Consider the following 22,530-nt stretch of genomic DNA (forward strand, 5'->3'; position numbering starts at 1 on the left):
CATCCGCAGGGAACTCCAGAGGGCCCTCGTGCATCCTAAATGGTGTGGTACTTTCTTTATGCTCCACGCTTTCGGAGGACACCGTCATGCGACGTTTGTTGATCATTTCTTCCCTGGTACTTTGTTTGCCCTTCGGTTCAGCCATGGCCAAAGTGGATGCAGGTGATGTTGCCACTTCGGCCGGTGTTTCCGCTTCGCTGTACTCGACGTTCAAGGATGACAAAATGATGATTCCCGCCCGTGACGACGCGTCCAGCTTCGTCGCCAGTGGCGGTGCGATTCGTGGCGTTTATCTGGAGCAGGTGTTGCAGCGGATCCGCCAGGAAAACCCCGGTCTCAATGCCAGCGATGAAGACTTGGCGCGAGCCATTCTTGTCCAGCAAGGCGTTGCTGCCGATCACTGAAGACGACCAACCTCAGCGGTGGGGCTCGTGACACCCGGATTGCGTTTCCAGCCCTGCCTTGCTGTCGATTGACCGCCACCTGCTCCACTTGACCGGGCAGTATTCAGCGATAGCGCGGCGCCGATTCTGAATTTCCGAACAGCCCGCTCAACACCTGGCGTTGAGTTTCATGACGGTCCCACTGCGCCCCGTCGTGCAGGCCCGGGATGGTCACCACTTCTCCATTCGCCAACCCAACCAGTGCTGCATCAACCATGTCCTCGGCAGACATGACGATTTCCTGCGGCAGGTTTTCCACCGGGTTGCCCGCTTCACTCCAGAACTCGGTTGCGGTGGCGCCCGGCAGCACGGCCTGGATGCGCACGCCTTTGTCGGCCAGTTCCCGATGCATCGACTGGCTCAAACCCAGCACAAACGCCTTGGTTCCACCGTAAACGCCATTGAGAATTTCCGGAGCGATGGCAACGATCGAAGAAATGTTGATCACCGTGCCGGTGCCGCGCGCGACGAAGCCAGGCACCACGGCATAAGCCAGGCGCATCAACGCGGTGACATTGAGGGAGATCATGTCTTCCATTTCATCCACCGGGCTGGCGAGCAGCGGCATAACCGCGCCGACGCCGGCATTGTTGACCAGCAAGGTGATGCTGGCATCGTTGCGCAGGATGTCTTCTACCCGTCGCACATCGGCCTTGTCCTTGAGGTCGGCGGCGACCACTTCCACGGTGCGACCGGTCTGGTCGCTCAGATGCCGGGCCAGGGCGTTGAGCTTGCCCTGGCTACGGGCCACCAGAATCAAGTCATAACCCTGGCGAGCGAGGCGGTCGGCGTACACAGCGCCAATGCCCGACGATGCACCGGTGATCAATGCAGTACCTTTGGATGAGAGCGCCATAATCGGTTTCCTTCACGGTTGGGCGAGACGTTCGCCGGTTGTGTACCGTTATAAATCCGCTCGCCGGTGTCGCAAATGACGTTTAAAGTACGTTTTTCGGACATCGCCGTTTGAGGGCAGATCAATGATTACCGTGGCGTTCGTGGTTTTCGACGGCTTCCAGTCCATGGCGCTGGCGGCGATGCCGGTGTTCGAATACGCCAACTTCAGCGCTGGCGAAACGCTGTACGACGTGCGTGTGCTGTCTGAAGGGGGTCGCTTGTTGCGGGCCTCCGGCGGCTTGTGTGTCGGCACCGAGGCATTCGATGAGCGTGTGTTCGATACGGTGATCGTGGTCGGTGGCGATGCGATTCTCGAACAGGCGCCCGAAGCGGTGCTCGATTACCTGCGGGCTGGCGTCAAGACCGCGCGACGCACGGCGTCGATCTGTTCCGGGGCTTTCGTCCTGGCCCAGGCCGGTTTGCTGGAGGGAAAGCGGGCAACCACTCATTGGGCCTATGCGCGACAACTGCAAGAGCGTTTTGCGGGGATCAACGTCGAGGCTGACCGGATCTACGTGATCGACGGTTCGATCTGGACTTCAGCCGGCATGACCGCCGGTATCGACCTGGCGCTGGCCATGGTCGAAAAAGATCACGGCGCCGACCTCGCCCGTTCAGTGGCGCAAAAACTGGTGATGTACCACCGTCGCGCGGGTGGCCAGTCGCAACATTCGGCGCTGCTGGAACTGGAGCCGAAATCCGATCGCATTCAGAGCGTGTTGACCTATGCCCGGGAACACCTCGACCAAGTGCTTTCGGTGGAGCAACTGGCTGAGGTGGCACGCCTGAGCCCACGGCAGTTCAGCCGGGCATTTCGCGCGGAAACCGGCCAGTCACCGGCCAAGGCCATCGAAAACCTGCGCCTGGAAACGGCACGGCAGATGCTCGAACGCGGGCGCCTGAGCCTTGACCAGATCGCCCTGGCAACCGGCTTCAGCGACCGCCGCCGCATGCGCGAAGCGTTCTTGCGAACATTCGGGCAGCCGCCGCAGGTGATACGGCGCAGCGCGCGATCCGAGATGTCAATGTAGGAGCGAACCGCCGACCGGCGTCAATCCTGGCGGCCGCCATCGCTGGCAAGCCAGCTCCCACAGGGGCTTTATGCCAAGCACAAAAACTGCGGAGACTTCAAATACTGTGGGAGCGTGGCTTGCCCGCGATGACGTCGGCACATTCACCATCCACGCTGCCTGACACACCACCATCGCTGGCAAGCCAGCTCCCACAGGGGTCTGATGTCGATTACAAAGGCTGTAAGCGAATCAAATTGTCGGCGCTTGCCTGCGCCACAACCAAATCATAATCAGCTAACGTCGCATGATCCGTCTCGATCGGCACGTCATGCGTCGCCGTCACAATCAACAAACCCGCCCCCGCCGCCTGCGCGGCGAGGATCCCCACCGTGGCATCTTCGAACACCAGGCATTGAGTGATGTCCACCCCCAGCCGTGTCGCCGCGAGTCGATAACCGCTCGGGTCGGGTTTGCCGAGGCTGACGTCTTCGGCGGTGATCATCACGTCCGGCTCGGGAATCCCTGCCGCTGCCATTCGCCGCAACGCCAGCGTCCTCGGCGCCGAGGTGACGATGGCCCATTGATGGGCCGGCAGCGATTTGAGGAACGCCGCCGCGCCAGGCACCTCGGCAACCCCTTCGACATCTTCGATTTCCGCCTGGGTAATCCACGCCGCTTCAGCCTCGGCATCCACACCGGGCAATCCCAGACGCGTGATGGTGTCGATGGCACGGGCACCGTGAATGGTCGGCAGGAAGGTTTCGACATCGACACCGTGGCGCAAGGCCCAAGTGGTCCAGACGCGTTCGGCGGCGGCAATCGAGGTGAGGATGGTGCCGTCCATGTCGAACAGGAAGGCACGGTAAGGGACGTTGAAAACAGACGTGGGCACGGGCAAAGGGTCCTTCCTATCTCAGCGGACATTTGCGCCAATTTACACGATCCCCACAGGAACTGGCGCAGGCTGCGATCTTTTGATCCTGAAAAAGCAGAATCAAAAGATCGCAGCCTGCCCCAGCCCCTACAAGGCAGGGCGTGATTTCAAGGCCCCTTGCACACAATCGAGCAGTTGCCCCAACGCCCAGGGTTTCTTGATGAATGTCACCTCATGCCGGACGCCGGAGCTTTCCGGGGTTTCATAGCCGGACATGATCATGATCGGTTTGTCCGGCCAGCGATCGCCAAACTGATTGGCCAGGTCTGCACCATTGAGTTTGCCGGGCATGGTGATGTCCGTGAGCAACAACCTGACCTGCGCGGCATGCTGCTCCAGATACGCCGCAGCCGCATCGGCACTGATCTGCGGTTCCACCACAAAGCCTTCGTCCTGCAGAATTTCGCAGAGAAATTCCAGGATCAACGGGTCGTCCTCAACCACCAGGATCAACCCCTCAGGAAGATATCCGCCCGCTGTCGTTACTCGACTCATGACCTTGCTGCTCCCTGATTGCACCTATGATTTCGCGGGCTTGAATCCGCTACCTACAAGTAGGAGCAGCGGACTCGGCGGAAATTCATTTTTGATACAGTCAGGCGACGAATTCATGCTTCCTGCAGGCGCTGAGCCCGCTCGCGATGGCGCTGTGTCAGCCATTACAGGTTGACTGATACACCGCCATCGCGAGCAAGCTCAGCTCCTACAGGGGCACGGGATTTTTGGGATTACTGTGACATGACGTCCTTTTTCATGGCGTCTTTGGACATGGCGTCTTTTTTCATGCCGTCCTTGCTCATGGAATCCCTGGACATCGTGTCTTTCTTCATCGCGTCCTTGGACATTGAATCTTTCTTCATCGCGTCTTTGGACATTGCATCCTTGGACATCGAATCCTTGCTCATGCTGTCTTTGCTCATGGTGTCAGCAGCAAAAACACTGGCGGCGCCGACGGCCAGGCACAAAGACAGAACAACGGTGGTCAGCTTTTTCATGATGAAACTCCTTGAAGCACAGGTTTGATGGGTAGGTTGCGGGGGTTCATCAGCTGCCACCGAACCAGTTGTAGCCCTGGTCTTCCCAGTAGCCGCCGCTGTAGGTGTTGCTGACGAAAATCGCCTGAATGTGTTTGGGGTTCTTGTAGCCAAGCTTGGTGGGCATGCGCAGCTTCATCGGGAAGCCGTATTCGCGCGGCAGCACCGCGCCGTCGTACGTCAGCGCCAACAGGGTTTGCGCATGCAGTGCGGTGGCCATGTCGATGCTGGTGTAGTAGTCGTCGGCGCATTTGAAGCCGACGTATTTGGCGTCGGTGTCGGCGCCGATGCGCTTGAGGAAGTCGCTGAAGCGTACGCCACCCCAACGGCCGATCGCGCTCCAGCCTTCAACGCAGATGTGCCGGGTGATCTGCTCGGTCTGGGCCATGGCGCGCAGCTCTTCGAGGCGCCAGCTGCGCTTGTCGGCGACCCGTCCGGTGACTTCCAGACGATAGCTCTCCTCCTCCACCGTCGGTGCTTCGTCGATGCCGTAGAACGCATTGAACGGAAATGGCCGGGTGATCATCGACGCCGGATAGGTCGGGGCCATGGCGTTGGGGTTGAACAGCCAGCCCTGCACCCGGTCGTTGAAGCGCGACATCGATGACAACGCCGTCTCGACGCCGTCGTTGTCGGTGATGTTGCAACCCGACAACATCGCCACGCCACCAAGGGTCAGGCCACGCAAGAGGAACGAGCGACGCGAGCGGTCTTCAATCTGTGGTGCAAGGATTTTGCGGGCATCCGCGAGGATCGAAGCCTCATCCAGCCCGGGGACCTGAATACGCTTTTTCATACGTGCTCCTTGCGGCCAACGATCATGGCCAACAGCGTTTTAGGTACCAGCGCGACCATCACCAGATGCACCGCAACGAATGCCACTAACAGCGCCATGGCGAAGAAATGCACACGGCGCGCCCCTTCGTAACCCCACAGCAATTCACGCAGCAGCGGGAACTGCACCGACTTCCACAACACCAGCCCGGAGAGCACCAGCAGGGTGATGTCGATAATCACGAACAAATACGCAAACCGTTGCACCTGGTTGTAATGACTGAGGTCGGCATGCCCGAGTTTTCCGCGCAGTGCCGCCGACAAGTCGCGCAGCACACCATTGGGCGAAACCGGGAAAAAGCGCCGTTTCAAGCGACCACTGAAGACATTGATGAGCAGGTAGACGAGGCCGTTGATCGCCAGGAACCACATCGCCGCGAAGTGCCACTGAAGCGCCCCACCGAGCCAGCCGCCGAGGGTGATCGACGTGGGAAAACTGAAATCGTAGAGCGGCGAGGCGTTGTAGATGCGCCAACCACTGGTGACCATCACCAACACCGCCAGGGCGTTGAGCCAATGGGTCAGGCGCAGCCAGCGTGGATGACTGGCCTTGGGTGAGGCAGATGACTGCGACATGTCCGGCTCCCGATGTGGTTGTTCGTTGGAGCCGAGTATGGGAGCCGGAAGATCGCCAAATCCTCACGCAAAGTTAAATTTAATGTGATAACTGCTCACTCACAGCCACCCAAAACCCTGTAGGAGCGAGCCTGCTCGCGATGGCATCAAGTCAGCCGACATTGATGTTGAATCTGAAACCGTTATCGCGAGCAGGCTCGCTCCTACAGGGGGCGGTGGTAGCCCGCCGAACGCGCAACTATGGTTAAATGCCGCCCCCCGCAACTTGCCGACCCAGACCCATGAACGCAGACGCCCTCTCCATCCTCCACGACCACTTGCTGACGGCACTGGCCACGCCTCCCGCCGAAACCCGGCGGCTGTTCCACGGCCGTGGCCGCTGCTGGCCGGGGCTGGAGCAGGTGACCGTGGACTGGCTGCAAGGCGTGGTGCTGGTGGCACTGTTCAAGGAGCCGGAAGCGGCGCAACTGGAGGACTTGAAGCAACGGCTGATGGCAATCACCCAATCACCGCAGTGGACACAATCCGGGGCGCACACGTTGTTGCTGCAGCACCGCTACCTGCTGCAAAGCACCACCGAATGGCTACTGGGCGATGTCATCGAAGAAATGACCATCACCGAAGGTGGCTTGAAGTACCGGGTGGACCTGGGCCGCAAGCAGAACACCGGGCTGTTCCTCGACATGCGCTATGGCCGCGATTGGGTACGGGCCAATGCCGGCGGCAAACGCATACTGAACCTGTTCGCCTACACCTGCGGCTTCTCGGTGGCGGCCATCGAAGGCGGTGCGACGCACGTGGTCAACCTCGACATGTCCAGCCCGGCGCTGAGCCGTGGCCGCGACAATCACCGGCTCAATGGCCATGACCTGAGCCAGGTGACGTTCCTCGGCCACGACCTGTTCAAGTCCTGGGGCAAGGTGATCGGCAAAGGCCCGTACGACCTGGTGATCATCGACCCGCCGTCGTTCCAGAAAGGCAGTTTCCTGCTGACCAAGGATTATCAGCGGGTGCTGCGCCGATTGCCGGAACTGCTGACTGAAAACGGCACGGTGCTGGCCTGCATGAACGACCCGGCATTCGGTGCCGATTTCCTCATCGACGGCGTGACGCGCGAGGCGCCGAGCCTGCGCTTTGAACAACGCCTGGAGAACCCGCCGGAGTTTCCCGATGCGGATGTTGAGGCTGGGTTGAAGGCGTTAGTGTTTAAGTTGGATGAATAAACGCGGTACTGCGACACCGCTTCTCTTTCATTACTTGCCAAACAGCCTTTTTACAAACGACGACTTCTTGTTCTCTCTGTGAGTCGGTGGCAGCGCCGCAGCGACAGCGCCCCGGAAGGCTCGTCGAGTTGGGCTCGACTGTTGCTTACTCTTCAATTGGGCTTCTTTGTCATGAGCTTCTTTTGCACGGATTTCGTGGGCCTCCAACCCTGAAGCCTCCATTTTGAAGATGATATTGACGCCTTCATTGTCACCCAAAAGGCCTTTGGCAGCTTCCCAGACACCTTGTTCTTTCAAATAGACAATCAAGCCTTTGAAGTTCGATTTGTAGGTATTTACAAGCTGCGAGTACTCCTCGGGCGAGCTAATTGAACCTATCCTGAGCGTCGAATCGAAAGACGGGCTTTCAGGAATAGGGACATAGCTCACTGAGCTTTGTCGCGGGGCAATCTCACGAATCATCGCTTCCGCGTCAATTGAAGATTCGGGTTTATAGTGGCCGGAGTGGTTGTTAATGATGAGTTTTGAAGGGTCCTGCTCGTCAATCTTCAACAAACCGGCAAACTCTGGCAACCCCATGCCGGGTTGAATACCCATGTGCTGAAAATACATGTTCGCAAAAAGACGAAGCTTACGGTCCTGATCACGAAACATGGCAATCGCGTGCCCGTCCGTGGAGGGTGTAAACACGGAACGTTCCTGCTCGTATACTTTCAGCCCTCGACCATAAACCGCCCCGGTACTCTTGAACTCACTTTTGTGCTCATCCCACGTTAGCTCTTCGAACCACCCCGTACCAATGCTCTTCGCGAGAGCGTTGACGATGTCGGTAATAAAAATGCCCACCGGAATTTTTATCGTGCCTTGCCAGTCGTAAAAGCCGAGAGGATTATTTCCGACTATCTTATAAACATTGAGGCCATCCACCGTCCCCGCTGGATCCGGACTTAGCCACCGCTGCAACCACGGGGCGTAATACCGATGCCCGTAGTAATACAACCCTGTCGCATCCCGCTCCTTGCCCGAATAACGAATAGTCTTGTACTTCGCCACTAGCGCACTTCTCCCCGCCCAGCACGCCGTACCGCCAAAGGGGTAATAGTGTTCCTGGGTCAGCAATCCTGCCTGTTCATCCAGCTCCAAAGTGCTGGAGCCGAGGTGATCGCTGACGCTGTATCGCAACTGGTCTCTGTGCGCGCCTTCGGGCCAGTGCAGCACCCGTACATTGCTGCGTCCAGCTTCGACGCTGATCACGTGATGCTCTTCACCCTCGGCTTGGCGGTGGATTTCCAGGCCGGGAAGGTAACGCGCCTCGCAGCGCTGGGTGCGGCCACTGCGGCGCGCGAATCCGGTTTTGCGCACACGATGACCCGGGCGGTCATAGTCGTAGCATTCGTAGTCATCAGGTTCGGCTTCGCGTTTGACCAACGTCACGCGGCTCAGTTGGTTGCGACTGCCCCAAACCATCGCCTGGCCGCGTTGCAGCTCATGTTGATTACCACCGGCATCGAAACCCAAAGCGATGTCCGGCTCGCCCGGCAATGAACCGTCGTCCCGTTGCGCGATACTGCGGTTGCTGCGCGCCGAGGTAAACATCGAGAACCCGGGGGCGTCGCTGTGGTGGCGGGTGATCAAGTTGCCGCCGCGGTCGTAGTCGAAACGCTGGCAGTAGTTGCGTCGTTGAGTGGGATCCAGTGGTGTAGGCAACAGCGCTGGCAACGCAGGTCCATGGCTGGGCTGGCTGACTTCCCAGCCTCGGGCTTCGACCAGTTGATACAGAGTATCGTAACGGTAGCGACTGATCGGCTCGATACGCTGACTGTTGAAATGGCTCACCGGCCGGGATCTGTCTTCCAGTTCGACAATATTGTTTCCCGCATCGTGGCGATAGTTCAGGTCCTGCAGCGGTTTTTGATTGGCGATCCCCGCCACCAACCTGACCAACCGTCCATCATCGGCCGCGTACTCGACGTGAGTCACCACCCCGTTACCGGCGATTTCGCTTTCGACCTGATCCTGGGCGTTGTAGCGGATGCCACTGACCAGACATTGCGCTGCACTCGCTTCGCCGGCCATTTGCAACCAGACCTCACTCAACTGGCCTGCCACGTCGTAAGTAAAACTGCGAACGTTGCCCATCGCATCGACCTGTCGCTTGAGTTCACCTGCCGGATTGAAAGCCTGACGAGTGATGAACGATTGCGCTTCCAGATATTCGTCCCGGGCATCAAGCTCCAACGGCCAGTCGGGGGGTTCCAGTTCAAGGAGCAAGCGTTGCTCTTCAATCAGCACTGCACCGGCAAGCCCGTAGCCCGCCAACCGTTGTGTGCCTGCCGGATGGTCATGGCGAATCAACTGACCGCACTGGTTTTGCACGGCGTACCCGAGCTCTGCGCCGCCATAGCTCAAGCGTTCCACCACACGCGAATCGTCGCCGGCAGTTTGCTCAGTGACGCAAATCGGGCGTCGCTGATCATCAAACTCAGTGTGACGCTGACTGCCCCGTGCATCCCAGAATGAACAGAGTGAACCACCCTGATCCAACAAGCTCAACTGCCAACCCGCATCGACGCTGTCCGCCAGCAATGGCCGACCGCTCAAACCATAGATCGTCGCCAGGTTCGGCTTTGGCGCCGCGTCCCACAAACGCGGGTCCCATGATTCAACCAAGCGCCCCGCTACATCGAAGCGTTGCCGGGTGATACGTGGATCGCTGACTGGGCTGTCGGGATGACGGCAAAAACCCACGCTGCGGATTGCCAGCGTGCGCGGATCGATGACCGACAGGGTCGGCGTGGCGAAGTGGTGATGAGCGTTCACGGCATCGAAAGTCCTTCGCACTGGTCGAGGAAAGACTGAGCCTTTTTTGATTAGATCGATACTGTAAAAAGTAACAGGTAAGCGCGTGTAAATCGCTATCGCGGATTTAGCACCAAAGCGAACAACTCCCCATGCCCGTTCACATTGAGCTTGTGATAAAGGTTGCGCCGATGCACCTTCACTGTCTCGGGTGAAATGCCCATCTGCTGGGCGATGGCCTTGCTGGAGAAGCCCTGGAGGATCAGCCGCGCGGTTTCGATCTCGCGCACTGACAGGCGCGCATCGAAGCGATCGAGCAGCGTTGCCAGATCTCCGGCCACGGCCTCGGCGACTGGTCCTTCCGGCGGCAGCAATCGCAGGTGTCGGCGCATGGCGGCCAGCACCCAGTCGCGCACGCACAACAGACGGCCCTGCTCTTCGAGGCTGAAGCGTGTCGAGCGCCCGAGAGAAAGGCCCAGCACCGCGCCATCGACGTTGACCATGAACTGCAACTCGTCGCCGCCGACCACCGAGCGGAAGTAGCTCAAGTAATACTCGCTGTGTTGGAACTGGTCCGGGGCCACCGATTCGAGGCTGTGCAAGCCGTCGGCAATGCCGGCACAGGCCGCTTGATAGAACGGGTCGAGCAAGTACATGCCGGCGCTGTAATCTGCCAGGTCTTCGTGCTCCTCGCCGCTGCCTTTGGCGTCGAAATCAATGAGCAGGCGCGGTACCCGACCCGGCCTCATCACCGCGACCAGGGCGTTGTCCAGCGGCACCAGCAGGCGCAGGGTGTCGACCAGCGCACGCCAGAACCCTTCCTCGCCCAACGTGGCAAACACGCGCGCCAGCCCTTGGTGCAGCGGCAACTCTTTCAACAACGCGTCCACGCCCTACCCCTTTCGAGTAACCCATGATGGGAATGGGTAACGGCCAGCCCCGTCGATACCCTGCAAGCTCCTGAACATCACCGGCCGCAGCAGGCCAGGAGTGCCGCATCATGAGTGGTCATCGCTCGTATTTCAATCTGGGGTTTGGCGCCTGTCTGGCGGTTTCGCTGTCGGCGGTGGCGGCCGAGGCCCCAACCGTTCACGTCTACAACTGGTATGACTACATCGGCCCGAACACCCTGCATGACTTCAAGCGTGACACCGGTATCCAGCCCGTCTACGACACCTTCGACAGCGCCGAAGTGCTCGAAGGCAAACTGTTGACCAGCCGCAGTGGCTACGACGTGGTGGTGGCCAGCAACTTCAGCCTGCCAACGCTGATCAAGGCCGGTGCCCTGGCGCCGCTGCCCCGCGCTGATATGCCTGATTTCAAGAACATGGACAGCGACCTGCTGGCGAAACTGGCCCACAACGATCCGGGTAACCAGTACGCCGTGCCGTATCTGTGGGGCACCAACGGCATCGGCTACAACATCGACAAAGTGCGGGCGGTACTTGGCGACAAAGCGCCGGTGGATTCCTGGGACCTGGTGTTCAAGGAAGAAAACCTGGCCAAACTCGGCGAATGCGGCGTGGCGATGCTCGACTCGCCGTCGGAAATGCTCCCGGTCGCCCTGCACTACCTTGGCCTGCCGCCCAACAGCACCAACCCCGAGGATTACAAGAAGGCCGAAGCGTTGCTGCTCAAACTGCGCCCGCATATCGCCTACTTCAATTCGTCGAAATTCATCAGTGATCTGTCCAACGGCAACATCTGTGTTGCGGTCGGTTGGTCCGGCGCGATGCTGGAAGCCAAGGCGACCGCCGAGCAAGCCGGCAACGGCGTGAAGATCGCCTACAGCTTGCCCAAGGAAGGCGCGCCGGTGTGGTTCGACACGCTGGTGTTGCTCAAGGACGCGCCGCATCCACAACAAGGGTTGGCTTTCATCGATTACCTGATACGCGCCGAGGTCATCGCCCCGGTCAGCAATCACCTCAACTACCCCAATGGCAACCGCAATGCCACGGCGCTGGTGGCTGAGGCGACCCGCAACAACCCTGCGGTCTACCCGTCAGCCGCAGCCCTGGCCACTTTGTTCACTCTGCAACCTTTGCCGCCGGCTACCGAACGGGTACGGACGCGGATCTGGAGCAAGGTCAAGAACGGTCAATAACCCACGCCCCACCTTTCCACCCGCGACTTCTGAAGATGAGAAAACCGATGAAACCACGTGCCCGCGACCTGAACATTCGATTCGGCCAACTGCAACCCGGCCCGCTCAACGCCATTACCGACGTGCCCGGTGTACGGGTCGGCCACAGCAATGTGCGAGGACGCACCGCCAAGGGTCGCGACATCCTCACCGGGGTAACCGTGATTGAACCGCGTGCCGGTTCCACCAGCCAGCAACCGTGTTTCGCCGGGGTCCATGTGCTCAATGGCAATGGCGACGCCACGGGGCTTGAATGGATCCGCGAGGCCGGTTTGCTGACCAGCCCGATCGCCTTCACCAACACCCATAGCCTGGGCGTGGTGCGCGATGCGCTGATCGCCGTGGACCGTGAGCAGCAACCGGACGACGGCAGGCTCTACTGGAACATGCCGGTGGTGCTGGAAACCTATGACGGTTTGCTCAACGACATCAACGGCTTTCACGTGAAACCCGAGCACGTCGCCGAAGCCGTGCGCAGTGCCAAGAGCGGCCCTGTGACAGAAGGCAATGTCGGCGGTGGCAGCGGCATGATCTGCCACGAATTCAAGGGGGGCATCGGCACCGCCTCGCGGCGCCTGAGCGATGCCCAGGGTGGCTGGACGGTGGGTGCCATCGTGCAGGCCAACCACGGCATCCGGCAGGAATTGCGCGTCGATGGCTACCCGGTCGGGCGCTACATGGATCAGGTCGACTCGCCGTTTCTCAAGGCCGCGTTGCCGCATCCGGGCATGGGTTCTATCGTCGTCTGCCTGGCCACCGATGCGCCGTTGCTGCCGCACCAGTGCACTCGGCTGGCGCAGCGTGCCAGCCTCGGCCTTGCCCGCACCGGCGGCGGCAATGAAGACCACAGTGGCGACATCTTCATCGCCTTCGCCACCGGCAACCAGCACGTGCCCCCGGCGGCGTACGAGCGTAAAAAAGCCGCCACCACTGATGGTCTGTGCATGGTCAACAACGACCACATCAGCGAGCTGTTCCTGGCCGCGACCGAAGCCGTGGAAGAAGCCATCATCAATGCCGTACTGGCCGCCGAAACCGCCGAAGGCAATGGTCACGCGGTGCCGGGGCTGGATGCCGAAACGTTGCTGCAAGCACTGCGTCGGGCCGGGTGGCCGGGGGACGCGACTAGTGGTACTTGAGTGAAACACTTGGTCTTTCTAGGATGAACTTACGCAGCCGCTTGTTTGCTCAACAAGCCGTTGCGTAAGCGGTGAGTGCACTGAACCCCTACAAGCTCACTGCTTGCTTCATGCGCATCTTGAGCCTCAATGGCTCTACTTCCTCCCCATCAAAGAGCTTTGAGGCTCTTTTTTTACCTCCAGAATCACCACTTTACCCTGTGGGAGCTGGCTTGCCAGCGATGGCGGTGAGTCAGTCAATGAATGTGTCGGCCGATACTCAGTCATCGCTGGCAAGCCAGCTCCCACTGTGGATCCCGGTGTGATCGGGATTTTTGACCAATAAAGATCCCCTGTAGGAGCAAAGCTTGCTCGCGATGGCGATCTCAAGGACGCCATCGCCGGCAAGCCGTGCTCCTACAGGTGTTGGAGTGCAACTGGCAGAGATTGGTCGGCCGTCAGGACGCCATCGCTGGCAAGCCAGCTCCCACAGAGTGCTATGTCATGCCTGGAGAGCTCGATCAGACCAGGCGAAGCCGTGGACCGCTGGCAGGCACTGCGTCGTCGCCCAACCGCTCACGCACGAACGCATTGGCCTTGAACGTCAGCTGATCCAGATGCCGGTCGCGCTGTTTTTCCGCATCGACCATCGCCCGCTTGCCGTGTTTTTGCAGCAAATACGTATGAATCTGCCGCACCTCCAGCGAGCTGTAGATCGGTGCCACATCCAGCAGCGCCATCAAGCCGTCGCTGCCATGGTCACGGGTGTTCATCAGTACCTGGGTCGCGCGCACGCCTATCACCTGAAAACCCATCGCTTCGAAGTACGGCACCTTGGCCACCGCGCAGGTCAGTTCGGCGTGCGGATAACGGCCGACCATTTCCCGCAGCATCCGGCGCGCAATGCCCTGGCGCCGATGTTCGGCCTGGACCGCCATGTACGCCACGCTGCAGGCGTCGGGATCATCCTTGACCGGCAAGTACAGCAAGAAGCCGATGACTTGGTCTGGATCGTCAAGATCGGTGGCGACGATCAACTCCACATCAATGCCCTTCGCGCCGTTCAACGCTTCCAGATACAGGTGCACCTCGTAGCCGATCGCGTACTGATAGACGTTGTACAGCAGGTTGCTCGGCGGTATCGCGACCATGCTGATGTCGGTCAGGTTGTCGACCACCATCTGCAGGATTTGGCTGTTGATGTGCTCGGGGCACGACGTTTTGAAGTGCGTGATCTGGGGCATTGCGGGGGGTGGCTCCGGGGCGGTGTGCAGCGTTCGATGCGGGTGGACATCTTAACCCGTTCCGCGCCATTTCTGGATTCATGAACTAAGCGCATGAGTCTATAGCCGAAAACCGCATAAACCTTTTCCTGAATCCGATGGTCACTCTTGTTGATGTGAACTGCAAAAGTACCGCAGTGCACTGCACTCGCAAATTACGCAAAGGAATAGACCTGATGACGATTTCCCGACGTACATTTCTGATTGTGGGTGCAGTGACGGCGGCGAGCGTGGCACTGCCGCCGTTCATTTCTGCGCAGGCATCCGCCGCCAATGCCGCGCGGCCGGTCAAAGCCTCCGTGAAGTTCTGGGTCAATGACCAACAACGCAACCTCGACCTGGACACCCGTACGACCCTGCTCGATGCCCTGCGGGAAAACCTGCATCTGACCGGCAGCAAAAAAGGCTGCGACCACGGCCAATGTGGCGCCTGCACGGTGATCGCCGATGGCCGGCGGATCAATTCGTGCCTGACATTGGCTGTCATGCACGAAGGCTCGAAGATCACCACCATCGAAGGCCTCGGCACGCCGCAAAAGCTGCACCCCATGCAAGCCGCGTTCATCAAGCACGACGGCTACCAATGCGGATACTGCACGCCGGGGCAGATCTGTTCCGCCGTCGCGGTGCTGGGAGAAATTCGTGACGGCATTCCCAGTCACGCCAGCCCCAGCCTCACCAAACCACCCCAGCTGATCGCCAGTGAAATCCAGGAACGCATGAGCGGCAACATCTGTCGCTGCGGGGCGTACTCCAACATCATCGAGGCGATCACGGAAGTCGCGGAGGCCAGCGCATGAGACCCTTTACCTACTTGCGCGCCAAATCCCCGGCTCAAGCGGCATTGCTGGCAGCCCAGGTCAGTAACGCGCGGTTCATCGCCGGTGGCACCAATCTGCTGGATCTGATGAAACTGGACATCGAAACCCCCACGCATCTGATCGATGTCAACGATGTCGGCCTCGACCGCATCGAAGTCACGGCAGAGGGTGGCTTGCGCATCGGAGCACTGGTGAGGAACACCGATCTCGCCGCCCATCCGCGGGTGCGCGAAGATTACGGCTTGCTTGCCCGCGCCCTGCTCGCCGGCGCTTCGGGGCAACTGCGCAATGTCGCCACCACTGGCGGCAACCTGTTGCAACGCACACGCTGTCCGTACTTCTACGACACGCATCAGGCCTGCAACAAGCGCCAGCCCGGCAGCGGCTGCGCGGCCATCGACGGCTTCAGCCGGCAACTGGGCATCATTGGTGTCAGCAAGGCCTGCATCGCCACCCATCCCAGCGACATGGCCGTGGCCATGCGCGCGCTCGATGCCGAGGTCGAGACGGTGAGACCCGACGGCACTATCCGCGTCATTCCCCTGGCCGATTTGCATCGATTGCCCGGCACCACACCGAACATCGAAACCACGCTGATGGCCAATGAATTGATCACCGCTGTCACCCTGCCAGCGCCGATCGGCGGCACCCACATTTATCACAAGGTAAGGGACCGGTCGTCCTACGCGTTTGCGCTCGTTTCTGTTGGCGCGATCATCCAGAGCAACGGCAGCGGACGCGTCGCCCTGGGTGGCGTGGCGCACAAGCCGTGGCGTGTCGAGAGCGCGGAGTCGGTCATGCCCCAAGGCGCGAAAGCATTCACCGAAAAGCTGCTCGCCGGCGCCACACCCACCCACGAAAACGCCTTCAAGCTGACCCTGGTCGAGCGCACGCTCGCTGCGGTGATGGCCCAAGCGAAGGAGCACGCATGAAATTCGACACGCCCGCCACCAGCAACCCGATCGACCAGATGAAGGTCATCGGCAAAGCCACTACGCGCATCGAAGGCCCACTGAAAACCACTGGCCAGGCACCCTACGCCTACGAGCATCACACCGCCGTGCCGAATCAGGCGTATGGCGTGGTGGTCGGTTCGGCCATCGCCAAGGGCCGTATCGCCTCGATGGACCTCGAGGTTGCCCAAGCGGCGCCGGGAGTGTTGGCCATTGTCACGGCGGCCAACGCCGGCAAGCTCGGCAAAGGCAAATACAACACTGCCAAATTACTCGGTGGGCCTGAAATCGAGCACTACCACCAGGCCGTCGCGTTGGTCGTGGCGCAGACCTTCGAACAGGCCCGGGCTGCCGCCGAATTGGTCAAGGTCGACTATGTGCGAGCCAAGGGCGTGTTCGATCTTGCGGCAACCCGCGATTCGGCCAAACAGACCAAGGAAATGCCCGATACCGTGCATGGCGATTTCGAGGGGGCTTTCGCCGCCGCGCCGGTGCAACTGGACGCCACTTACACCACCCCCGATCAGGCCCACGCCATGATGGAACCTTTCGCCTCGATGGCTGCGTGGGACGGCGACAAACTGACCGTATGGACCTCCAATCAGATGATTGACTGGTCCGTGACCGATCTGGCCACCACCCTCGGCATACCGAAAAAAAATGTACGGTTGATCTCGCCGTACATCGGCGGCGGTTTCGGCGGCAAGCTGTTTATCCGCTGCGACGCGGTGTTGGCGGCGCTCGGTGCGCGACTGGCCGGCCGGCCGGTGAAAGTCGCGCTCGCGCGGCCACTGATGTTCAACAATTCCACACACCGCCCCGCCACCATTCAGCGCATCCGCATTGGCGCCACAGCTGACGGCAAGATCACCGCCATGGCCCACGAAGGCTGGTCCGGTGACTTGCCGGGCGGCAAGGTCGAGCGCGCTTCGCAGCCGAGTCAATTGCTGTATGCCGGGGAAAACCGCCGGGTGTCCATGCGTTTGTCGACCCTCAACCTGCCGGAGGGCAACGCCATGCGCGCACCCGGCGAAGCGCCGGGAATGATGGCGTTGGAAATCGCCATGGACGAAATGGCGGAAAAGCTCAAGATCGACCCGGTCGAGTTTCGCATTTTCAATGATACCCAGGTCGACCCGGTGAACACGCAACGGTCCTTCTCGCAGCGCCGCTTGATCGAATGCCTGCGTACGGGGACCGAGCGTTTCGGCTGGAGCAGTCGTCAGGCGCAGCCGGGCGCGCAACGCGAGGGCCGTTGGTTGATCGGCCAGGGCATGGCCGTCGCCTTTCGCAACAACCTGCTGGTGAAGTCCGGAGCCCGGGTTCGCCTGAATGATCAAGGCATCGTCACCGTCGAAACCGACATGACCGATATCGGCACCGGCAGCTACACGATCATTGCCCAGACCGCGGCAGAAATGATGGGTGTCACCCTCGACAAAGTGCTGGTGCGCCTCGGCGATTCGAGCTTTCCGGTGTCGGCCGGGTCCGGTGGCCAGTTCGGTGGCAACTGTTCGACGTCAGGGGTCTACGCGGCGTGCGTAAAACTTCGCGCAGCCGTTGCGCAACGCCTGGGCATGAAACCGGACGAGGCGACATTCGCCGATGGCGAAGTCAGTACCGGCGATAGACGTGTGCCGCTTCAAGAGGCCGCGCGAGGCGGAGAACTGGTGGCCGAGGATTCGATCGAGTTTGCCGAGCTGAGTAAAATATTCCAGCAGTCGACGTTCGGCGCGCACTTCGTTGAAGTCGCCGTCGACAGTGCCACCGGCGAAACCCGCGTGCGGAGAATGCTCGCGGTCTGTGCTGCCGGGCGCATCCTCAACCCGACTTCGGCACGCAGCCAGGTGATCGGTGCGATGACCATGGGCGTCGGTGCGGCATTGATGGAAGAACTGGCGGTCGACAAGCGCCTGGGCTTTTTCGTCAACCATGACCTGGCCGGATACGAAGTGCCGGTGCACGCCGACATCCCGCATCAGGAAGTGATTTTCCTCGAGGAGGACGATCCGGTTTCATCGCCGATGAAAGCCAAGGGCGTGGGTGAACTGGGCATCTGCGGAGTCAGCGCAGCCATCGCCAATGCGGTGTACAACGCGACGGGGATTCGCGTCCGGGACTACCCGATCACCCTCGACAAGATGCTCGACAAACTGCCGCCGATGATTTGAGCGCTGCATTTTTACAATAACGCAGCGGTCACCTTTCCTGTAGGAGCCGGCTTGCTGGCGATAGCGGCTTGACATTCAACATCTGTGTTGACTGATACACCGCCATCGCCAGCAAGCCGGCTCCTACACTCCCACAGTCAGTTGCAGCGAAGAACATCAGAAGTCGTAAGTCATCTCCACCGACGCCACCCGCTCCTGCCCGTAATAGCAACCGAACGAGTAGTTGCAGTCCGACACGTACTCGCGGTCGAAGATGTTCTGCACGTTCAGGCGAGTTTGCAAACCACGCAGGCTTGGGTCGAGTTTGCCCATGTCATAGCTGACGGTAGCGTCATAGACGACCCAGGACGGTACGTCGAACGAGTTGGCCGCATCCCCCGGCTTGCGTCCGGTGTAGCGCGCGCCGGCGCCAAAGGTCAGGCCATTGAGGGTGGCCTGGGTGAAGTGATAGTCGATCCACATCGACGCTGAAACCGGCGATTGGGCTTCGTTGCGGTGGCCTTCGTTGCCCCAGGTGTCCTTGGTGTAGAACGAGTCCATGTAGCTGGCGGCGGCCAGGATATCGACGTTGTCGACGCTGGATTTGACTTCCAGTTCGACGCCGCGCGAACGCATCTCTCCGCCCTGGGACATGTACTCCGGATAGTCATCATCGCCGGTCAGCACGTTCTTCTGTTTGATCTCATACACCGATGCGGTGATCAGGGTCTGCTCGAACGGCTGGTACTTCACACCCACTTCGTATTGCTGACCCTCGGTCGGCTCAAAGGCCTTGCCGCCACGCTCAGGCGCCCCGGTGCCTATTGTCGGCAGGAACGACTCGGAATAGCTGACATAGGGCGCCAGGCCGAAATCAGTGACATAGGTCAGGCCGACACGCCCGGTGAACTTGTTGTCGCGTTTGGATTCACGGGTCGACGCCAGCAAATCCTTGTTGTCGATTTCCGCCCAGTCCTGGCGGCCACCGATGGTCAGGATCCACTGGTCCAGTTTGATCTGGTCCTGCAGATACACACCCGTCTGGCGCAAGGTGTTGTCCCATTGGGTGGTGAGCGTTGGCGTCACGCTGCTGGTGTCGTAGTTGTTCTTGCCATACAGGTTGACCGGCAACACGTTGTTGGCGTTGTAGCCGTCGTACTTGCGGGTGAAATGCCGATAGTCCACCCCCGCCAGCGTAGTGTGCTCCAGGGCACCGGTGTTGAATGTGTATTCGAGGTTGTTATCGACGGTCCAAGCGATGTTGTGCTGGTGCCAGTCGACCTTGGCGCGGTTGGCCCGGGTGTAATCGGTCACGCCGGCATCAGTGACGAAACTGCGCAGGTAAAAGCCCTTGTAGCGGTCGCGCACGTCGGTGTAACGCGCCGTGGAGCGGTATTTCAGGTCTTCGCTGAAGTTGTGGCTGAAGTCATATCCGAAGATGTACTGGTCACGTTTGTAATCGTTGAAGTCAGTGTCACCGGAGAAAAAGTCGCGATTGATTTTCTCGCCGTCAGGGCCGCGGTTGAGCGAACCGATCCGTGGCAGCGACTGATAATCGGGCACGCCGTCATCGCGCTGGACCTGCGCCAGCACCGTCAGGAAGGTGTCCTCGGTTGGCGCCCAGGTCAGGCTCGGCGCCAGCAGCATGCGTTCACTGCTGTTGTGCTCGACTTGTTCGCCACCCTTGTTGGCGACGCCAATCAGGCGATAGGTGAACTGTTTCTGTTCGTCGATCGGGCCGCTGGTGTCGAAGGCACCGTTGACCCGGTCGTAACTGCCCGCCCCCAGTTTGATCTGGCTGCGCTGCTCGGTGGTCGGACGCTTGGAGACCATGTTGATCAGCCCGCCGGGCTGGTTCTGCCCATAGAGTACCGACGACGGCCCCTTGAGCACTTCGATGCGCTCCAGGGTATAGGGATCGATCTGCGGCGCGCCGCCGAGGCTGCCGGCGTAAGGGATGTATGCACCATCGAAGTACAGCGGCGTCGGTGCGAAACCCCGGCTGGTGATTTCATCGGCAATCGAGTTGCGGTCGGTGTAACCGCCCGTGTTCACCCCCGGCGTGTAGCGCAATGCCTGGGTCAGGTTGCGGGCGCCCTGGGCTTCGACCTGGTCGGCGGTGACCACGTTGATGGTCTGCGGGATTTCCAGAATCGGCGTGTCCGTCTTGGTGCCCGTGGCACTGCGGGTCGCGACGAAGCCGTCCACTGGGCCGTAAGCGGACTCCACCACAGCGCCGGAAATGCTGGTGGCCCCCAGTTGCAGCGCCGCGCCATCACCCACCAACGGCAATAGCGAATAGCTGCCGTTGTCGTGACGCACAGCCTGCAATTTGCTCCCGACGAGCAACTGACTCAGCCCCGCCTCCACCGAATAACGCCCTTGCAGCCCCGCGGTGCTCTGACCAGTGGCAGAGGCCGGCTCGAACGACACGGTCACCCCGGCGGTGCCGGCAAACTGGGTCAATGCCGCGCCCAGCGGACCTGGCGGGATATCGAATTCGGCTTCAGTGCTGGTTTGCGCCCACGCTGGTTGTGCCACGATCGCCATGCCCAACGGGACGACCAGCGCCATACCGAGCAATGCGGCATGCACGGCGCGACTCAAGGGTCTGACAATTGGCTCAATTGCAGAAATGCTCAATGGGGAATTGCGAGGGGTCATGCAGTTTCCTTTCGCCCGTGTGGCAGTCAATGGCAGCGTCTAAATGCGCCTCTAACTACCAAGTCGAACGAGAATCAAAATCAATAACCCCTCCGGCAAGTTTTTTTCGGTTAATCACTCAGACCGGCTCCACACTGGCCCAGTAACGGCTGAACCGGCGAATGCGCACGGGCAAGGTCGACGTCAGGTTGTCCAGAATGGTATCGGTACTGGTCAGATGAAAAGCGCCAGAGATACGCAGTGCCGCCACCGCCGGATCACATCCCAAGTGGCCCGGACGATAGCGCTGCAGTTCGCGGACGAAGTCTTCCAGGCGCCAGTCATTGACGACCAGCATGTCGCGGGTCCAGGCATCGGATTGCGCGCTAGCTCGCTGCACGGCGTCGACGGCATCGCGGCGAAAGCTCACCTGCTGACCGGCGTCGACGCGTACCGCCGGGCCGGACAAAACCGCGCTGCGCACTTCGACCGCATGTTCCTGCACACTGACCAGTGTTTGCGCTGTGTCATGCCGCACGACAAAACGGGTGCCCAGTGCGCGGATGCTGCCTTCGGCGGTATGAACCACAAAAGGCCGCGCCGATGCGTCACGCGCTGTCTCGATCTGGATTTCGCCTTGCAGCAAACGGACTTCACGCAAGTGGGCGCTGTAGCGGATGTCCACGGCCGTCGCCGTGTTGAGTTGCAACTGGCTGCCATCGTCCAGTTGCACCCGACGACGTTCACCGGTACCGGTGCGCTGGTCGGCCATCAAGGTTGGCAGCGGCGTGGTATTCCAGGCCAGTGTCCCGGCGCCGCCCGCCATCAACAGAATCGACAACACCTTGAGCACGTCCCGGCGTTTGGCCCGGGCGCTGGCCAGGGTCGGGCGAGCGACAGCGGGAGATAGCTGCCCGAGCTTGTCCTGCAATCGTGCGAGGCGCTCCCACGCCTGCACATGACGAGGATCACGCTCGAGCCAGCGCCGATGCGCTTCGCGCAAGCCATCGTCCGGCCCCTCGCCGCGCAAGTCGACATACCAGCGCGCAGCGGCTTCGAGGGTGGCGAAATCCAGCGGTTGTGCACGGGCCACGGTTCAGTCCTCGATCAGCAACAGGCAATGCGTCAGGGCGCGGACTGCGTGTTTCTTCACCGTGGTCACCGAGACATTAAGACGTCGACCGATCTCGACATAGCTCAGGCCATCGAGCTGGGCCAGCAGGAAAATCTCTCGAGTGCGCTCACCCAGACCGTCGAGCAAACGGTCGATTTCCATCAGGGTTTCGATGATCAGCGAACGGGTTTCCGGGGAAACCGCCACCGGCTCCGGGATGTTGGCCAGGGTTTCAAGATATGCCTGCTCCAGCGCCCGGCGACGGAACATGTCGATCATCAGGCTACGGGCGATGGTGCTCAGGTAGGCGCGCGGCTCGCGTAGCTCCTGGGTCTTGCGTTGGGTGAGCACACGAATGAAGGTGTCCTGGGCCAGATCTGCCGCGCTGTGGTTGCAGCCGAGCCGCTTGCGCAACCAGCCACACAACCAACTGTGGTGATCCTCATAAAGCGTATGCACGGCGTGTTGCAGCGAGTGGTCGGCGGAGGACATGAAAAAGGCCCGATACAGATTTATTTGATAATGACTCTCATTTTCTTCCAGGCCGACACG

Annotated in this window: 20 protein-coding genes; 8 read left to right on the forward strand and 12 right to left on the reverse strand. The window is 60.4% G+C overall.

Annotated features, from left to right (window positions below; all coding sequences use genetic code 11):
• Nucleotides 1-86 precede the first annotated feature (86 nt).
• Nucleotides 87-404, forward strand: coding sequence for a DUF2388 domain-containing protein (locus ASD60_RS26105; protein WP_056856744.1), 318 nt, complete (start codon nt 87-89; stop codon nt 402-404).
• A gap of 103 nt (nt 405-507) precedes the next feature.
• Here the strand turns inward: ASD60_RS26105 and ASD60_RS26110 are convergent, their stop codons facing one another.
• Nucleotides 508-1,299: an SDR family NAD(P)-dependent oxidoreductase gene (locus tag ASD60_RS26110; RefSeq protein WP_056856745.1), complete on the reverse strand. Its 792-nt coding sequence runs from the start codon at nt 1,297-1,299 to the stop codon at nt 508-510.
• 124 nt (nt 1,300-1,423) lie between these two features.
• On the opposite strand from ASD60_RS26110, the gene ASD60_RS26115 reads away from it, so the two are divergent.
• On the forward strand, nt 1,424-2,371 hold the full coding sequence (locus tag ASD60_RS26115) for a GlxA family transcriptional regulator (protein ID WP_056856746.1): 948 nt from the start codon (nt 1,424-1,426) through the stop codon (nt 2,369-2,371).
• 211 nt (nt 2,372-2,582) lie between these two features.
• On the opposite strand, the gene ASD60_RS26120 is transcribed toward ASD60_RS26115, so the two are convergent.
• The 5 genes from ASD60_RS26120 to ASD60_RS26140 form a co-directional block, all read right to left on the reverse strand.
• The gene (locus ASD60_RS26120) at nt 2,583-3,251 is read right to left on the reverse strand and encodes an HAD-IA family hydrolase (RefSeq protein ID WP_056856747.1); all 669 of its coding nucleotides are present in this window, start codon (nt 3,249-3,251) and stop codon (nt 2,583-2,585) included.
• A gap of 123 nt (nt 3,252-3,374) precedes the next feature.
• Nucleotides 3,375-3,782, reverse strand: a complete 408-nt coding sequence (locus tag ASD60_RS26125; protein WP_056856748.1) for a response regulator — start codon at nt 3,780-3,782, stop codon at nt 3,375-3,377.
• A 233-nt stretch (nt 3,783-4,015) separates the two neighbouring features.
• Nucleotides 4,016-4,282 carry a pentapeptide MXKDX repeat protein gene (locus ASD60_RS26130; RefSeq protein WP_056856749.1) on the reverse strand — a complete coding sequence of 89 codons (267 nt, stop codon included), beginning with the start codon at nt 4,280-4,282 and terminating at the stop codon, nt 4,016-4,018.
• A 49-nt stretch (nt 4,283-4,331) separates the two neighbouring features.
• Nucleotides 4,332-5,117 (reverse strand): molybdopterin-dependent oxidoreductase, encoded by a 786-nt coding sequence (locus ASD60_RS26135; RefSeq protein WP_056856750.1) that lies wholly within the window; start codon nt 5,115-5,117, stop codon nt 4,332-4,334.
• Complete coding sequence (locus ASD60_RS26140; RefSeq protein ID WP_056856751.1) at nt 5,114-5,731, reverse strand: cytochrome b/b6 domain-containing protein; 618 nt, start codon at nt 5,729-5,731, stop codon at nt 5,114-5,116. Before ASD60_RS26140 ends, ASD60_RS26135 begins: the two co-directional genes overlap by 4 nt.
• A 281-nt stretch (nt 5,732-6,012) precedes the next feature.
• On the opposite strand from ASD60_RS26140, the gene ASD60_RS26145 reads away from it, so the two are divergent.
• Complete coding sequence (locus tag ASD60_RS26145) at nt 6,013-6,954, forward strand: class I SAM-dependent methyltransferase (RefSeq protein WP_056856752.1); 942 nt, start codon at nt 6,013-6,015, stop codon at nt 6,952-6,954.
• A gap of 30 nt (nt 6,955-6,984) precedes the next feature.
• On the opposite strand, the gene ASD60_RS26150 is transcribed toward ASD60_RS26145, so the two are convergent.
• Together ASD60_RS26150 and ASD60_RS26155 are read right to left on the reverse strand one after the other, a co-directional pair.
• Nucleotides 6,985-9,774, reverse strand: coding sequence for an RHS repeat domain-containing protein (locus tag ASD60_RS26150; RefSeq protein ID WP_056856753.1), 2,790 nt, complete (start codon nt 9,772-9,774; stop codon nt 6,985-6,987).
• A 95-nt stretch (nt 9,775-9,869) separates the two neighbouring features.
• Complete coding sequence (locus ASD60_RS26155; protein WP_056856754.1) at nt 9,870-10,643, reverse strand: helix-turn-helix transcriptional regulator; 774 nt, start codon at nt 10,641-10,643, stop codon at nt 9,870-9,872.
• Nucleotides 10,644-10,753: 110 nt separating this feature from the next.
• Between ASD60_RS26155 and ASD60_RS26160 the strand changes: the two genes are divergently transcribed.
• Nucleotides 10,754-11,857 (forward strand): extracellular solute-binding protein, encoded by a 1,104-nt coding sequence (locus tag ASD60_RS26160; RefSeq protein ID WP_056856755.1) that lies wholly within the window; start codon nt 10,754-10,756, stop codon nt 11,855-11,857.
• 47 nt (nt 11,858-11,904) lie between these two features.
• Complete coding sequence (locus ASD60_RS26165; RefSeq protein WP_056856756.1) at nt 11,905-13,035, forward strand: DmpA family aminopeptidase; 1,131 nt, start codon at nt 11,905-11,907, stop codon at nt 13,033-13,035.
• A 500-nt stretch (nt 13,036-13,535) separates the two neighbouring features.
• Here the strand turns inward: ASD60_RS26165 and ASD60_RS26170 are convergent, their stop codons facing one another.
• Nucleotides 13,536-14,258 (reverse strand): GNAT family N-acetyltransferase, encoded by a 723-nt coding sequence (locus ASD60_RS26170; protein ID WP_056856757.1) that lies wholly within the window; start codon nt 14,256-14,258, stop codon nt 13,536-13,538.
• Nucleotides 14,259-14,473: 215 nt separating this feature from the next.
• Between ASD60_RS26170 and paoA the strand changes: the two genes are divergently transcribed.
• The 3 genes from paoA to paoC are packed head-to-tail and all read left to right on the forward strand — an operon-like array spanning nt 14,474 to nt 18,242.
• A complete protein-coding gene (paoA, locus tag ASD60_RS26175; protein WP_056856758.1) occupies nt 14,474-15,097 on the forward strand; it encodes an aldehyde dehydrogenase iron-sulfur subunit PaoA in 624 nt (207 codons plus the stop codon).
• Nucleotides 15,094-16,050 (forward strand): FAD binding domain-containing protein, encoded by a 957-nt coding sequence (locus ASD60_RS26180; RefSeq protein WP_056856759.1) that lies wholly within the window; start codon nt 15,094-15,096, stop codon nt 16,048-16,050. Before paoA ends, ASD60_RS26180 begins: the two co-directional genes overlap by 4 nt.
• Nucleotides 16,047-18,242 (forward strand): aldehyde oxidoreductase molybdenum-binding subunit PaoC, encoded by a 2,196-nt coding sequence (gene paoC / locus ASD60_RS26185; RefSeq protein ID WP_056856760.1) that lies wholly within the window; start codon nt 16,047-16,049, stop codon nt 18,240-18,242. Before ASD60_RS26180 ends, paoC begins: the two co-directional genes overlap by 4 nt.
• Before the next feature lie 156 nt (nt 18,243-18,398).
• Here paoC and ASD60_RS26190 read toward each other — a convergent pair whose 3' ends face one another.
• The 3 genes from ASD60_RS26190 to ASD60_RS26200 all read right to left on the reverse strand — a co-directional run bounded on the left by ASD60_RS26190 (nt 18,399) and on the right by ASD60_RS26200 (nt 22,470).
• Nucleotides 18,399-20,885 carry a TonB-dependent siderophore receptor gene (locus ASD60_RS26190; RefSeq protein ID WP_056856761.1) on the reverse strand — a complete coding sequence of 829 codons (2,487 nt, stop codon included), beginning with the start codon at nt 20,883-20,885 and terminating at the stop codon, nt 18,399-18,401.
• Between the two features lie 118 nt (nt 20,886-21,003).
• Entirely contained in the window at nt 21,004-21,957 is a 954-nt protein-coding gene (locus ASD60_RS26195) for a FecR domain-containing protein (RefSeq protein ID WP_056856762.1), read from the reverse strand.
• 3 nt (nt 21,958-21,960) lie between these two features.
• Nucleotides 21,961-22,470, reverse strand: a complete 510-nt coding sequence (locus ASD60_RS26200; RefSeq protein WP_056856914.1) for a sigma-70 family RNA polymerase sigma factor — start codon at nt 22,468-22,470, stop codon at nt 21,961-21,963.
• Nucleotides 22,471-22,530 lie beyond the last annotated feature (60 nt).

Source organism: Pseudomonas sp. Root562 (assembly GCF_001427125.1).
Taxonomy (GTDB): Bacteria; Pseudomonadota; Gammaproteobacteria; order Pseudomonadales; family Pseudomonadaceae; genus Aquipseudomonas.